At 68.5% G+C, this 15,449-nt stretch carries 8 protein-coding genes; 6 read left to right on the top strand and 2 right to left on the bottom strand.

Annotation, left to right across the window (positions count from 1 at the left end; genetic code table 11):
- Positions 1–6 precede the first annotated feature (6 nt).
- The gene (locus tag LZC95_23440) at positions 7–933 is read right to left on the bottom strand and encodes a LysR substrate-binding domain-containing protein (protein WXA99757.1); all 927 of its coding nucleotides are present in this window, start codon (positions 931–933) and stop codon (positions 7–9) included.
- A gap of 111 nt (positions 934–1,044) precedes the next feature.
- Here LZC95_23440 and dps point away from each other — a divergent pair, with 111 nt between their 5' ends.
- Positions 1,045–1,521, top strand: a complete 477-nt coding sequence (gene dps, locus LZC95_23435; GenBank protein ID WXA99756.1) for a DNA starvation/stationary phase protection protein Dps — start codon at positions 1,045–1,047, stop codon at positions 1,519–1,521.
- A gap of 17 nt (positions 1,522–1,538) precedes the next feature.
- Here the strand turns inward: dps and LZC95_23430 are convergent, their stop codons facing one another.
- A complete protein-coding gene (locus tag LZC95_23430) occupies positions 1,539–2,213 on the bottom strand; it encodes a hypothetical protein (GenBank protein ID WXA99755.1) in 675 nt (224 codons plus the stop codon).
- 261 nt (positions 2,214–2,474) lie between these two features.
- On the opposite strand from LZC95_23430, the gene LZC95_23425 reads away from it, so the two are divergent.
- Genes LZC95_23425 through LZC95_23405 form a run of 5 tightly spaced genes read left to right on the top strand, consistent with a single transcriptional unit; the run spans position 2,475 to position 15,444 of the window.
- A complete protein-coding gene (locus LZC95_23425; GenBank protein WXA99754.1) occupies positions 2,475–4,793 on the top strand; it encodes a zinc-ribbon domain-containing protein in 2,319 nt (772 codons plus the stop codon).
- Between the two features lie 6 nt (positions 4,794–4,799).
- A complete protein-coding gene (sppA, locus tag LZC95_23420; GenBank protein ID WXA99753.1) occupies positions 4,800–6,638 on the top strand; it encodes a signal peptide peptidase SppA in 1,839 nt (612 codons plus the stop codon).
- Between the two features lie 39 nt (positions 6,639–6,677).
- Complete coding sequence (locus LZC95_23415; protein ID WXA99752.1) at positions 6,678–13,016, top strand: hypothetical protein; 6,339 nt, start codon at positions 6,678–6,680, stop codon at positions 13,014–13,016.
- Positions 13,016–13,558, top strand: coding sequence for a hypothetical protein (locus LZC95_23410; GenBank protein ID WXA99751.1), 543 nt, complete (start codon positions 13,016–13,018; stop codon positions 13,556–13,558). The genes LZC95_23415 and LZC95_23410 overlap by 1 nt, the downstream gene beginning before the upstream one ends.
- Entirely contained in the window at positions 13,555–15,444 is a 1,890-nt protein-coding gene (locus tag LZC95_23405; protein ID WXA99750.1) for a carboxypeptidase regulatory-like domain-containing protein, read from the top strand. Before LZC95_23410 ends, LZC95_23405 begins: the two co-directional genes overlap by 4 nt.
- Positions 15,445–15,449: the final 5 nt, after the last annotated feature.

The following is a 15,449-nucleotide window of genomic DNA, read 5'->3' as shown; positions in this document are numbered from 1 at the left end:
GCTCGACTAACGCGTGCGGCTCGCGGGGCTGGCCGGGTAAGCGTCGCGAAGCACTGCGGCGAGCTTGTGCAGTGCAAGGGAAAGTGGCGAGCGCTTGCGCCAGACGAGCGCAATCGTGCGCGAGGGCGCCGGATCGGTGAACGAGCGAACGCGCAGACGTGCACGCTGGGTTTCGGTAGGGATCGATAGCGCCGGGAGCAAGGTCACCCCGGAGCCTCCGGCGACCATTTGCACCAAGGTCGGCAGGCTCGTGGCGCGAAACTCGAGCTCGCGTGCGTTGGCCCGGGAGCAGAAGTCGAGCGCCTGTTCGCGCAGGCAGTGGCCATCGTCGAGAAGGAGCACGCCGGCATCGCGCAGCTCCGCGCGGCTCGCCGGGGCTGATTTTTTGGCCAGGGGATGCTCCGGCGGCGCAACGAGGAAGAACGGATCTTTGGCGATGACGTCGTGCTCCACGTCGCCGATGTCGGCCTCGAGGGCAACGAGCGCCGCGTCCAAGTTGCCGCTGGTCAAGTGCTTCACGAGGACATCGGTCTTGTCCTCGAGCCACGCCACGGAGAGCCGCTCGAAGTTGCGCCGCAGCCGCGGCGTGAGCCGTGGAAGCAAATACGGCGAGACGGTGGGGATGACCCCGATGCGCAACGTGCCGTCCAGTGGATCGGCCACGCGCTTGGCAGCCTCCACGAGATCGTCGGCCTCGAGCAGCACGCGACGGGCGCGTTCGACCAAGGCTTGCCCGGCGGCGGTCGGCAAGACGCGTCGCCGATCGCGCTCGAAGAGCTGCACGCCGACGGCTTCCTCGAGTTGGGCGAGCTGGGCGCTGAGCGAGGGTTGCGACACATGGCAGTGTTCGGCGGCTCTGCGGAAGGAGAGCAGGTCGGCCACGGCCACCACGTATTGAAGTTGGCGAAGCGAAAATGGGTGCGGTGCCGTCATGATCCCGTCACGCGCACTGTGATAGATAGCGCCTATCACGTCCATCGAAACCATGTGTTTGGGGAATCGACGGATCGAACGCATCTTGGCCAACGAGATAGAGAGGACCCCATGTACAAGAGCCCCAGTCACCTGCCCGAAGATGCCCGCGTCCAGATCGTCGAGACGCTCAACGCGCGCCTGGCCGATGGCCTCGACCTGCATAGCCAGATCAAGGTCGCGCACTGGAACATCAAGGGCCCGCAGTTCGCCGCCTTGCACCCGCTGTTCGAGACGTTTGCGGTGGGCTTGGCCAACTTCAACGACGGCATCGCCGAGCGCGCCGTCACCTTGGGCGGTCGCGCCTACGGAACCGTGCGCCACGTCTCCAAGTCGTCGCGCCTTCCCGAGTACCCGCAGGACACGACGCGCGACCTCGAACACGTGCGCCTTCTGGCCGAGCGCTTCGAGAAGTTCCTCGACGGCGTGCGCGAGTCACGCACCGTGGGCGAAAAGCTCGGCGACACGGACACCGTCGATCTGCTCACGCAGGTCGTGACCGAATTCGAGAAGCACGCGTGGTTCTTGCGTGCTTCTCTCGAAGGCTGAAATCGGCCAGCTAGGGGTTACTTGCAGTAGCCGTCGATGCAGAGCGTCGGGCTGCTGCAAGGGCGCTTCGCGTCGCACTCGTTGCCGACGTCCGTGCCCGAACCGCAGATGTTGTACGTGCCATTGGCGGCGGTGACCTGCTTGCAGACGTTCAACTTGTCCGCGCCCTTGCAGGCGTCGGCGCCGGCGTCGGGCGAGCAGGCGATGTAGCAGTTGTGGTGCAGGCAAATGCTGCCGGAGGCGCAGATGTCCTGCGTGCCGTCGCCGGTGCACTGGGCCGGACCCGCGTCGGTGGGGGGGCCCGCATCCGGGTAAACGCACTGCAATTTGCCACCGGAGAGCTTGCACGTGCCGCCCTTGGGGCAGCCGGTGACGGAGCAATCGCCAGAATGGCACTGGCGATCCGAGCCGCAGCTCCAGCCGTAGGGGCAGTCGGTGTCGCGCGAGCAACCATTCCCGCTGACGCAATAGTTGTTCTGACAGCTGTAGCCGTCGGGGCAGTCGAAGCTGGACCCGCATCCCCACGGCACACACTCGTTGGAATAGTAAGAATTGGGGCAGTCGTAGCAGTCACCGCTGGCGGTGCACACACGGTGGCCGCTATCCCCGTCGTAAATGGGACAGCCGCTCAAGACGGCCGCCGTCGTGAGCCCGAGGGCTGCCGGAATGAGAAGACCGAACCATCGCTTCATGAAAGGAGCCCTCACGTTGAACGTCGGCCGCATGCCCAGCCAAGCATAGCAACGCGTGTGCCCCTCACAAGCGCCTGTGGAAACTCGTGAATTCCGCCAAAAGACAAAGGACGCCGCGCGGGTGTGCACTCTCGTTCACGCGGCATGTGGAACACGCGTCATGCAAGGGATTAGGGGTTGGGGATTACTGTCGGAATTGAGGTAAGGGTGGTTTCTGATCCCCAAACCCTAACAACCAACCCCTAGCCCCTCCCTTCAGCCATGTACGTCCAGTGCGAGCGCTGCCAGACCGAGTACGATTTCGACGACGCGCTCGTCAGTGAGAGGGGAACGACCGTCAAATGTACGAGCTGCGGGCACCAGTTTCGCGTGCGGCGCAGCATGGGCGCGCAAGAAGAAGATCGGTGGGTCATCACGACGGCGCAGGGCAATACGCTCGTTTTCACGTCGCTTCGTGAACTGCAGCGCGCCATCTCGGGAAACTCCGTGGCGCGTGACGATGTGCTTGCACGCGGAAGCGCACCGCCGCGCCAGCTGGGCGCCATTGCGGAGCTGGAGCCTTTCTTTCACGCCAAGGCGGCGGAACGCCGGATAACGGCCCCGATCGAGAATCTCGACAAAGGATCGCTGGCGGCCGCGGACGAGGCTCATCTGCCCGTGGTCAGCGGCATTCCGCGCGGGACGTTGGCCGGTACCGGCCGGGGCGAGGACCACTTCGACCCGCCTACGCTTCCCCCGACGGAGGCGCCCAACCCGCCGCTGCCACCCGAGGTGGGGCAGCGGGTTTCGGCGTCGGTCGATCCCGCCAGCCCGGCTCGGGCGGTGTGGAAGTCGACCCGCATCGGTGTTGGCGCGGCGGGGCCTGGCGAGCATCACCGCTCCACGACGCAAGTCGGAATTGGCCAAATTGGCACGGCGCTCCACGAAGCTGGCCAGGTTGACAATGCGGCGCAGCTGCCCCGGCCGGGGGCGGTCACCACGCAGGGTGTCGGGCCGGAGGCGTCCCTCGCACCCACGGTGCGCGTGCCCGTGGTGACCGACGATCTTGCGCCACCGCCGCCCCCCGCACAACCGACGTATGGGACCTACGACTCGCGCCCGCACGAGCGCCCCATCGATCCCGCGCAGAAGCTGCCCGAGAGGCGCTTTCCGACGCCCACGCCGTCGAACGACATGTCCCTTCCGCCGCCCACGGCGCCAGTGCGGCGTGCGGAATCGCTGGACGAGGAAGATTTCAGCGACGGAAGGCGCCGTCGCAGTCGCACGCCGCTGTCGGCGATGGTCGAGCCGCTGCCGCGCCGCAACCGTGCGGCGCGATGGTTCGTGACCATCATCATGCTGTTCGGCATCGGTGCGGTGGCCGCGGTGTTCGGGCGGCCGTACCTCGATCGGATCAGCAAGTCGATCGCCTTGCCCACGACCGAGCCGGCGCCGGATCCGCGTCTGGGCACCTATTTGAAACAGGGCGAGGCCGCGCTCGATCAGGGCAACCTCGATCAGGCGAAGGAGAACTTCGACAAGGCGAGCGCGCTCGCGGACAAGGATCCTCGTGTGCTCATCGATCTGGCACGCCTCGCCGTCATGCGCGCGGACGTGCCGTGGTTGCGTCAGCGCCTCTTGCCCGACGATCCGCGCGCCGAGAACGAAACGCGCGCGAACAAAACGGAGCTCGACGGCCTGGTGAACGAGGCGCTGAAGTCCGCCGATGCGGCCATGGCGGCGGCGCCGAACGAGATGGCGGCCAAGAAGGTGAAGGTGGATGCGCTGCGCCTCGCGGGCGAGAAAGAATCGGCGCGCGCGCTGCTGGGGTCGGTGGGCACGGCTTCGCTCAACGCCTCGCAACCCGATGCGGCGTACACCTTGGCGGCGCTCGATCTGTCCGAGCAAGATCCGCCGTTTGCCATCGTCATCGAGCGTTTGCGCACCGCTGCGGGCGGGGAGGGGAGCTCGGGCCGTGCTCGTGCGGCCCTCGTCTATGCGCTTGCGCGCTCGGGGGATGCGGCGTTGGCCAAGCAGGAGCTCGATCGATTGGCGGCGCTCCCGCGTCCCCATCCGCTCCTTGCGGCGTTGCGGGCTTACGTCGAGCGTGCCCCCGGAGCGGCCGTCGATGCGGGGGCGCCGGCGGCGCAAGACGCCGGAGTCGTACCGAATGCGCCGAAGGGCAAAGCCGCGGCCGCGCATGCCGCGGCGCCTCCGCCGGCGCCGAATGAGTTGCAGCAGGCGGACATCGCGAAGAACCACAACGACCTGCCGCGGGCCAAGTCGCTTTATCAAGGTGTGCTGGCGAAGAATCCGCACAACGTGGAGGCGCTGACCGGCATGGGTGACGTCTTGCGTGGCCAGCGCGATTTGCAGGGCGCGCAGAGCTACTACCGGCGCGCGATTGCGGACAATTCGGCCTACATGCCGGCGCTCGTCGGCCTCGGTGACGTGCAATGGGAATTGGGGGATCGTGCTAGCGCCATCCGGACCTACAAGGATATCGTCGAGCGGATGCCGGAAGGAACGTACCCGCACCGGGTCAAGCAACGCGTCGAAAGCACCTCCGGGCCATCGCCAGCGTCACCTTCAGAGCAATAGTCGATCATGAGCGGAAAACTCGCGCGATATACGGGCCTAGCGGCACTGGCGGCAACGCTGGCGGTGGGCTGCAAGGGACGTACGCCATCGAGCTCGGGCTCGGGGGCGACCGCGCGGGAGCCGCGCACGGGGCCGGCGCTCGCGCTGCTCGACTTGAGCCACGGCGTGCCGGAGCAGAGCGCGGGAAGCGCGTGGGGCCTCGGGCCGCGCAAGCATAGCTTCGACGAGGTGCTGCGCGCGGCGGAGCGGGCCCGCAAGGACGCGGACATCAAAGGGGTGCTCGTGCGCTTTGGTGCGGCCAGCCTGGGCAATGCGCGCGCCGAGGAGCTCGGGGAGGCTCTCGAGAAAGTGCGCAAGGACAAGGCCGTCTATTGCCATGGCGATGGGTTCTCGAACCAGACGATGTTCGCGGCGGCCCGGGGCTGCACGAAGATTTTCGTCTCGCCCGCCGGTGAGGTGGAGACGGTGGGCATCGCGGCGCAAGTCGTGTACATGCGCAAGCTGCTCGCCGACGAGCTGCATCTGACCATCGATTTCCTCCAGGTCGGGAAATTCAAAGGCGCCGAGGAGCCACTGACCCGCGACGGGCCGAGCCCCGAGGCGCGTGCCTCGTTGGAGTCGGTGCTGGCGGACATCCGCGCGAGCTGGCTCGATGCCATCGGGAAAGGGCTGACGCGCGATGGGCAGGCCAGGCCCAACGCGGCGGTGTCGGCCGAGGATGGCCCATTCTCGCCCAGCAAGGCGAAGGAGCGCGGGCTCGTCGACGAGGTCGGCTACTTGGACGATGCTCGCGACGCCGAGAAAAAGGCCACGGGCGCGGTGCGCGAGGAGCTTCGCTTCGGCCCCGGCGCGAGCGACGACGGTGAGGCGAGCCTCTCCGGCCTGGTGCGCGCGCTCGGCAGCGACGGCGTGATCACGGCGCCCATAGCGCTGGTGCGAGCCACGGGAAGCATCTCCATGGCACCGAGCGGCGGGCTTTTGGGCGGCCAAGAGGGAATCACCGAGAAGGAGCTCGGGAAGATCGTCACCCGCCTGGAGAAAAACGATGCAGTGAAAGCCGTGGTGCTGCGCATCGACTCACCCGGCGGCAGCGCGCTCGCGAGCGATTTGCTCTGGCACCGGTTGATGCGGGTGCGGGCGAAAAAGCCCATCGTGGTGAGCGTGGGCGACATGGCCGCGAGCGGCGGGTACTACCTGGCGTCGACCGCGAACGTCATCTTCGCGGATGCCACGAGCATCGTCGGGTCCATTGGCGTGGTGGGCGGCAAGATCGCCGTCGGGGGAGCGCTGGAAAAGGTGGGCGTGCATGCCGAGACCTTCCCGGCCAAGCCGGGCGACAGCAAAGCCGCGACGCGGGCGGCGTACAATTCGCCTTTCGTGGCGTGGGACGAGCCCACCCGGGCGCGGGTGCTGGAGTCGATGACGGGCATTTACGACCTGTTTTTGGCGCGGGTGTCCGAGGGCCGGAAGATCCCGGTCGAGAAGGTCGCCGTTTCGGCCGAGGGGCGCATCTTCAGCGGGCGCGAAGGCAAGAACCGGGGCTTGGTCGACGAAATCGGCGGGCTCGACGCGGCCATTGCCAAGGCGCGTGAGCTGGCGAAGCTCGACAGCGACGCGGCCGTGGAGGTGGTGGAAAACTCGCCGCGCGTGCTCGAGGCGCTGGGCGGGGGAGGTGGCGCGGATGAGGGCGGCGAGGAAAGCCGCGCCCAACGCGTGACGCAGGTCGCGAAGTCCGTGCTGGACCAGGTGGCGCCGGACATGGTGCCCTTCGTCTCGGCGCTTGCCCCGCTCACGGGCGACGAGCACCAGGCTGCCGCCATGCCGTACGTGCTCGTGGTCAAATGATAGCGAGAATCTGAAGGCCACATTCGCTACCATGGCGCTGTGGACAAGCTCGACAATGCCATGGCTCGCGCGACATTGCCGCCGCCCGAGTGGACCGTGCCTGCCGAGGCAACGCGAAAGCGGAATTCCACGGCCCCGCCGCCGGCCCCGCAGCGCCGCACCGGCGAGCGCGCGGAAGAAGCGAGCCTGCGCGCGCGGTTGTCCGAGGCACGTCAATTCGAGGATGCCATCGCTGAGGCCTCCGCCGCGGTGGATCTCGCGCGCTGGCTAGCCCGGCGCGATCGCGATCTGGACGAGGCGGCCCAGTTTGCACTGCGCGCGCTGCGCACCGCGGAAGACCCGGAGCTGCGCCGCGAGCTCGCATCATGGCTCGAGAGCCTGGGCGAGGCGGGGCTGGCCGCTGCCGTGCTTCGCGCGGCCATCGACGAGGGCGAGGTGCCCAGCACCGAGGCCGACGAGGCGGAGATGGCGGCCGCGCTGGTGCGCGTGGGCGTGCTGCATGCACGTGCGGGCGATCCGGGTGGCGCGAGCGAGGCCTTCGAGGATGCAGCCCGCGTCGACAAGAAGAGCGGGCTGGCGCTGGAGCTGCGCGGCACCTTGGCCTCGTGGGCGCCCGACGTGGTGAGCCCCGCCATGGCCGCGCAGTCCTACGTGGACGCGGCCGCGCGCCGGCATGCGCAAGGCGAGGAATCGCTGGAGGATTCCCTGCGCGCCTTCGAGGCGGATCCCTCGAGCGAAACGGCCGCGCGCACGCTGGCGGAAGCGCTCGCCGAAAAGGGCAAGCCTGCGGCCGGGGACGAGATCTGGCGCGAGCATGCACGCGCCTTGGAGCTCCAGGTAGACAGCGCAGAGGCGCGCGCGGTGCACACACGGCGTCGCAAGGAGGCCCTGGCGCGCGGCGAGGTGCCGGTCGCGCTGGGGGCGGCCTTCGACGAAGGCATCGATGTGGGCTATCTCGGGGAGGCGGCGTCGGCGTTCGACGAGCTGCTCTTGCGCGCGGGGCTTTTCGAGATGCTTGCCGTGCGCGTGGAGGCGCGTGCGCAGGCCGAGGACGACGTCGACATCCGCGTGCGGCACTACGAGGAGCTCGCGCACCTCGCCTCGGGGCGCCTCGACGATCCGGAGCGCGCGGCGGAGGCCTATGCCGAGTTGTACGCGCTCGATGCGAACTCGTACGAGGCGCACGAAGCGCTGCGCGCCCACGCGCTCCGCTTTGCCATCGAGCCGATGGCGGAGGCGCTCCGGGCCGGCGATGCGCAGGCGGCGCAGGAGGAATTGCGCAAGTCGATGTCCGATTCCCCACGCCGCAACGCCCGGCTCGACTGGGTGAAGGCGGTGGTGGAGCGCCCCGGACCGACCGAACCCCAGGAGCTCCAGCGGCTCGCCGAGGATGCCGCGCCCGCGGTGCGCGCGGTGCTTTATGCCGTGGCCTCGGAGCGGAGCCTCGCGGCAGGTGATGCCGTGTCGGCACGGGCGCTTGCCGAGCAGGCGTGCCATGCGGAGCCGACGTCGCCGCGCGCGGTGTGGGCGATGGCCGAGGCTTGTATGACTGGAGAAGACCGAACCAGCGCCTCGGCGCTCGAGCGCGTGGTGAAGCTCGTGTGCCCGCGCGGTCATTTCTGCAAGGCGCTGGCCGAGGCGCTCGAGAAGCTCGACGAGACGGGGCACGCGGTGGCGTGGACGCAGCAATACGTGGCCCTGCGCCCGGGCGATCGCGATGCCACGCAATGGCTCATCGAGCGCGTGGTGCGCGCGAAAGAGGCGGCTCGGCTGGGCGATGCGCTCTCCTGGGTTCTCTCGCAGCCGCAGCCCGCCGGGCCGCTGGCCGATCTCGTGGGGCAGGGGATCCGTGAGCTTTCGCAGCTCGATTCGGCGCGCGCGGTGGTCGTGGCGCGGAGGGCGCTCGACGTGTTCGGCCCGCGCAAAGCGCAGCTTCGCGCGGCGTTGCTCGATGCGGCGGAGCGGGCGGGCGACGACCATCTCGCAGGCACCATCATCGAGCGATGGATCGCCTCCGGTGCGACGGCGGAGGAGCGGCGCGAGCTGTTCGTCGCCCTGTCCGAGCGGCGCATGGCCACGGGCGATTTCGACGGGGAAGTGCGGGCCATCGTGCGGGCGCTTCGCCTCGGTGCATCGCCAGGTCCTTTGGCAGAGCGCATCGAGGCGCTGAGCGAGGCGGCGCTTTCCGAAGACGGCAGCCTCGCGTGGCTGGAGGCGCACGCACGGCTCCTGAGCGAGGAGGAAGATCCGGGGGCCGCCTCGGCCGCGTGGCGGGAATTGGGGGCGGCACTCTGGGATCTCGCGGGCGATCGCCACGGTGCGGTCGACGCATGGGTGCGCGCGGCGAAAATGGCGCCTTATCGAGGCTACTTCACGCTGGCGACGGACATGGCGCGCTTCGCCGATCCGCGGTTCGCGTTCGACTGCCTCTGCGAGCTGATGGACCACGAGGCCGATCGCGCAACCTCGGGCGCCATCGCGGCGGAGGCGGCGCGTGCGGCGTTGGCGGTGGACGAGGCAAGTCGCGGGTTCGAGCTGGCCATCGTGGCGCTGGACCGCGATCCCGAGCACACCGAGGCGCTCGAAATTGCCGAGGAGTGCGCCATCAAGAGCGACCGCATCGTGGAGATGTCGGACCTCTACGATGCGATGGGCGAGCGTGCGCTGGGACGATTCGGCCGTCGCGCGGCACACTACCGCGGTGCGCGCTTTTTCGAGCACCACGGCGATCCGGAGCGCGCGCTGAAGCACGCGGGGGATGCGTTCGTGGCGGTGCCCTCGGAGGGGGCGGCGCTCGTGCTCCTGGAGCGCGTGGCCGATCGGGCGAACAATCGGCTCTTCGCGGTGCGTACGCTGGAGTACGTGGCGGAGCTCTCGCCGAGTCCCGTGGCGCAGGCCGGGTGGCTTCTGCGCGCGGCGGCGCTCACGGATACGGACGACGCGGGCTTGCAGCAACGGGTCGATTGCCTGCTCCGCGCCGCACGCCTCGCGCCCGACGCGGGCACCTTGGCCTTGCTCACCGACGCCGCGCAGGAGCTTCTGCGCGTGGCACCGGGCGAGCACGATGCCCTTGCCGCGCGCGTGCAGGAGGCCGTGCAGGCGCTGACCGCGAAGCTCGAAGGGCCCGATGGAGCCCGCACTGCGCTGGCGCTGGCGCACATGACGTTGCAGCTCTTTCACGATGCCGAGGGTGCGCTCGCCGCGATCACGAGCGCGTTCGACACCAACGCGGACATCGACGAGTACGCGTCCTTGGTCGACCACGCGGGCGAGCTCGCGAGCACGCCCACCGTCGTCGCGTTCGTGGAGGCGGCGGTGGCCGTGCTCGAGCAGCCGTACGCCCACGTGGGGGCGGCGGCGCTGAAGTTGCTCGCGGCCATCGCGCACCACCGCGGCGAAAGCGAGCTGCGCGATCGCCTCACCTTGCGTGCGGCACTGCGCGAGCCGGAGGATCCGAAACTGGTGCGCGCTGCGGACGACGCTGCGCAGCGCCTGGGGGACGCCGAGCTGTCGCGGCGTCTCGATCAAACCGTGCCGCCGGACGAGCGCGCCGAGGTGTTTCGCACGTACGCGCGTGAGCGCGCCATGGCCGGAGAGTACGACGAAGCCATCGACGCGATGGAGCGCGCGCGCATTCTCTTCGGGCCGGAGGAGCGCTCGGCCGTCGAGTCGGAAATCCGCGCGCTGTACGGGTCGGCGGGGCGAGCGTCGGATCTGGAGCGGCGCACCTTGGCACGGGCCGAGGACGAGTCATTTCAACCGCGCGATCGCGCCGATCGCTACACCGAGGTGGCCCAGCGCTGCGAAGAGCGCGGGGAGCTGGGCAGCTCGGCCTCTCTGCTTCGCAAGGCCGCCGAATTGGATCCCGAGCCGCTCGCCCGTTGGAGCGCGCTCGAGCGGGCCGCGGAGATGGCGCGCCGCACGGACGTGCGCATCCTGGCACTGCGCGAAATCGAAAAGCGGGTCGACGCCGAGGCGCGCCCCGCCGTGCTGCGGCGCCTCGCGCGTGCCCTGGAGGATGCGGGGCAGGTGGACGAGGCCATCACCGCCCTCGAGCAAGTGCTGGACGCGAACCCCGAGGACGAAACCTCGGATCAAACGGTGGAGTCGATGATCGTCGCCGCGGGCGACTACGAGCGGCTCGCCGAGCACCTCGCCGGCCGCATCACGCGCCTGGCGCCGAAGACGGAGCGGCGTGATTCCTTGCGCGCGGTACGTCTGCGGCGCGTGGCCATCCTCGAGCAGCGCCTGGGACGCGTCGGCGAGGCGTGCACCGAGCTGGAAGAGCTTCTGCGCGAGTGGCCCGAGAACGACGGTGCGCTCCGCTACCTGGCCGATCTCTACGAGCGCACTGGGCAAACCCATCGCGCCGCGCCGCTGTGGAAGCACCTATCGGCGCTGGCCAACGGCGCCGAGACGCAGGCGGAGCTCGAGCTGCGTGCGGTGACGGCGACGCGCGATGCGGGGGATCTCCGCGGTGCGCTGGTGCTGGTGACGCAGCTGCTCGAGCGCGAGCCGCTTTTGATCGAGGCGATGGTGCTTCGGGTGGACCTGGCCCGCGCGCTGGAAGACGACCACGAGCTGGGCGCTGCGCTGGAGGCGGCGGCTCTCTATGGCGGTGCGGACGATGCAACGCGCGCCGATCTGTGGGTCGACGCGGCACAGGCCGCGGCGCGCGTGGGCGATGGAACACGCTCACTCGAGCGGGCGCGCAAGGCGGCAGATGCCGCGCCGCACCGGGCGGCGACGCAGCTCTTTGCGCGCGGTCTGGAGTATCGATTGCGCGGCGCCGGCTCGGAGGACGAGGCACGTGCGACGTTGGCGGAGCTCACCAAGGTGGACGAGGAGCTCGAGCCGGAGGACGTGGCGCTGTCGACATTCCTGGCGGTGGAGGCGCTCACCGCCTTGGGACGCGTGGACGAGGCATCGCTGCGCCTTGCCCAGGCCCACGCCGAGGTGGGCGCGCAGCCGCTGATCGCGCTGGCCCTGGCCGAGCGCTGCATGCTCACGTCGGACTTCCCCTCGGCCCTCGCATATTACGAGGCGGCGCTCGAAGGGAATCTCCTCGGCTTTCGCTCGCGCGGGACGGTGGCCCTGGCGGCAGCATCCGCGGCCCTTCGCGCGGATCGCGTGGATGCGGCGTTGACCCATCTGGACGAGGCGGCATTTCACCCCGAATCGCGCTTCGAGGCGCTGAAGAAGACGGCGCAGGTGGCGGCGGCGCGCGGCGATCTTTCTCGTGCGCGCACCGTGTTGCGCGAGCTTGTTCGCGCGACCACCGGCGAAGAGCGCACCGTGACGTTGGCGCAGCTCGGACGGTTGCTCCTCACGTCGACGAGCCAGGACGACTTCGTCGAGGGCGAGCAGGTCTTCGTCGAGGCGATGGCGGCCGCGCCCGAGGGAAGCGTGCTCTCGGCGCAGCTCTCCGCCGAACTGGAGACGTTGCGCCAGCGCCGTTCGTCCTTGCCCATGGCGCCGCCCGAGGAGCCATCGGCGGCCGAACTGGAGCGCGTGCTCGCGGCGCTCGATCCGGACACCCCGCCGCGGGAGCCGCCTCCGCTCGGCGCGCAACGCGAGCAGCAGGGGATGCTGGCGCTCCTGGCCAAGGTGGGGCATCCGGCCGTTCTCGAGGTGCTCTGGCTCTTGTGGGAGAGCGCGCCGGAGATCTTCCTTCGCGAGACGACGGCGCCGCCGGGGATCCGAATCGGCAAGGGCACCTCGGAGCCGCTCGTGCACTTGTTTCAGCTTTTGCAGACGGCCACGCGGCTTCTGGCGCTGCCCAAGCTGGCGCTGTACGCGCACCCGCGCACGGGGACCGCGTCGGTGACGTCGAGTGTGCACATCGCGTCGCCGCCCGCCATCGTGCTCTCGGGCGATCTGCGCGCGGACACACCGGAGCTGCGCTACGCCTTGGGCCAAGGCATCGCGTGCGCATTGCCGCAGAACGTGCTCATTGCCTCATTGCCCGAGCCCGAGGGATCGCTGATGTGGCGCGCCATGCTGGGTGCCTTCGGCCCGCCGGAGTACGGCCGTCAATTGGATCCGAAGAGCGGTCGCCTGGCCGAGTCCTTCTGGCACACCGTGCCCCCGCGCACGCAGCGCCGCATGCAAGAGCTCCTCGGCGCCGCCCCTCGAACGAGCTACGATGACGTCGTCGCCATGGTCCGCCAAAGCGCGCGCCGCGTCGGCTTGTTTCTGGCGGGAGACTTCGCCCTGGTCGCGCAATCCTTCCTCCGCGAACGCGGCATGGACCTGGAAAGCGCCCGCGCCTGGGGCGGTGTCGAGCGCTTGTGCGCGCAGTTCCCCGAGCTTGCCAATCTCGCCGAACTCGCCGCTTCCCCCGAGTACATGGCCGCCCGCCTGAAAGAGGAGCCGTGATGCGCAAGGTCGCTGCGCTGGCGTTGGTCGGGGGCTTTCTCGCGGCGTGCATTATTGCGGATCCGTTGCCCGAGCAACGGAGTTTGCCGACGAGAACTCCGTCCATCATGTCGGTCGACCCCGCCTCCTCGCGCCCCTTGCTGGGGATACCGGATGGCGGCGGTTTCAATGTGACCCTCCGGCTTTACAATCCGGCGGAGCGCTACCAGTGGCGCGTGTTCGTCGACTACGAGGAGGGTGTGAATCCGCTTCCCAAAGTGAGTGGATCCGAACCGGGGCGCTCGGACGCGCCCGATGTGCAGGTCGTGACCTTCTCGCTGTCGAGGGACGCCATGGATCCGCAGCGTTGCCACGTCATCGAGTTCGTGGTCGCCCTGGCTTTTGGCGCGTTTCCCCACAATGGCGATCCAACGGGCGCCGACTCCGTCTCGTGGAACTACGTGCCGAATGGGGATTATTCGAAGTGCATTCAATACGATGCGAGTGTGCCCGACGCGGGACCCGTCGATGCCGGGAGGGACGGCTCGGACGCATCGCCATGAAGCCACGGATCTTCGGTCGATTCCTAGCCGGCATGGCCTTGCTCCTCGTGGCAGCGCATTGCAGGGAGCTGCCGTTCGAGTCCTCGCTCGCGCCGAGGAACGATTGCTCGTCGCATCCGTGCGCCGGATACCAGCAAGATGGTGTACCGGTTTGCGATCGCATTGGAGGCTTCTGCAAGCTGAACTCGACCCTCGAGTTCACGCTGTTGATCAGCACGCCCGCGGGCTCTCCTGCGTACTCGGTGCCAGCTACCGCGGTGATGCGATCGAAGGACCTCTCGCAACTCGTTCTGCCTCAGACCTGTCCGGAGGGGGAAACCTGTGTGTTCGTTCCAAGTCTGGTCAGCGCACTGGGTTGGTACATGTTCGATCCAGCAGCGCAAGATACTTTGGGGCGCAACCTCGGCAATCCGCGCTTCAATACCACCATCCCGCAGCATACGACGTGGTATCCGCTCGCCTACGAGAAGCCTTCGACACCACCGAAGGACCCGACCGATACACCGCTGTCCACGGACTTCGGCATACCCGCGTTGCCCCTGTTCGCCCCCATGCTCGTCCCGATTCCGCCCGAAGCACTTCGGGGCAATGCTCCGGGGCCTGGCCCGTTCGGGAGCCCCAGCATCGGGTGGAGCGTCTCGCTACCGGCAGGGCGCTACTTGCGCGTGATCTCGCCCGATCCGCCGTTCGATCAAGCGTTCCCGCCGCACGAGCAAGTGCTCGATTTCACGGCGTCGGAGTTTCAAGAGGTGAAACTCACGAGCAACGAATTGGATACGGACTCGCGCACGTACCAGATCTTTCCGGACCCCTCCGGGCCGCCGCGGGATCTCACGGGTTGGACGGCCGTCCTGCAGAACAGCGTGCGGCATCGCAACATCTCTCCCACGGCCACGCTCCATGCTGGGACGAACGAGGTGACCCTGTTTACGGTTGGCCATCCCAGTCTGCAGTCCGTTCCGGTGGAGCTCGTGATTGCGCCTCCGCGGACGGTGCTGGGCGTGCCTTCGCTCATCAGCCAGGCGGTGCCGGTCATTCCGAAGCCGCAGGCGTATCCGTACGTTCCGCCGCCGGCCAACGTGACGGGGCAGGTGATGGGACCAGACGGTGTGCCCGCGCGGGCCACGATGGTCTTTCGGAGCGTCGACCAAACGGGGGCGCTCGTGGCGAGGCCTTCGAACCGGCTCCTTCGCTACGCGACGACGATTCAAACCGATCCTTCGGGCACGTTCCAGGTCCCGCTTCCCTTGGGGCAGTACGACGTGGCGATCTTTCCGGAACCGCCGGCCCCCGAGGCTCCACCGCTGGCGCTTTGGGTAGGGCAAACGAAGGTGGATGCTTCAGGGCCAATCATGTTTCCCCTCGTGCGCCAGACCGAGGTGAAAGGGACCGTCGTTCTCGCCGACGGTACCGCCGTTGCGGAAGCCGAGGTGGAGGCTCAGGCTGCGGTCAGTCCGGCCAAGCCGGGGCCCTTTGCGCAAGCGATGCGCGCGGCGCGGACGACTACGGATGCGACGGGGGGATTCTCGCTCCAGCTCGATCCGGGCGATTACGACATTGTCGTCCGACCCAGAGATGGAACGCGATTTCCATGGGTGGTCTCGACATCGCACAAGATAGCCAACACCCCCGTTACCTTGGACCGCTTCGTGGTACCCGCACCCATTGCCGTTTCGGTCACGCTCGTTTCACGAGCGCGCAGCATCCAACCGGAGGAAGTCGTGCGGGGGGCCCTGGTCAGGGCGTTTGCCGTGCCGAAGTGCCCTCAGGGGCAGTCGTGTGGGAACCGGGCGGTGGAAATTGGGCAGGCTGTTACGGATGCGAACGGCAAGCTGGAACTCTTTCTGACCGAACCACGAAGTGTTTCTGTCAAGCCGCCGAACTGAAAGCT

It is taken from the genome of Sorangiineae bacterium MSr12523, from assembly GCA_037157775.1.
Classification (GTDB): Bacteria; Myxococcota_A; Polyangia; order Polyangiales; family Polyangiaceae; genus Pendulispora; species Pendulispora brunnea.
This window is presented reverse-complemented; position numbering and strand designations above follow the sequence as displayed.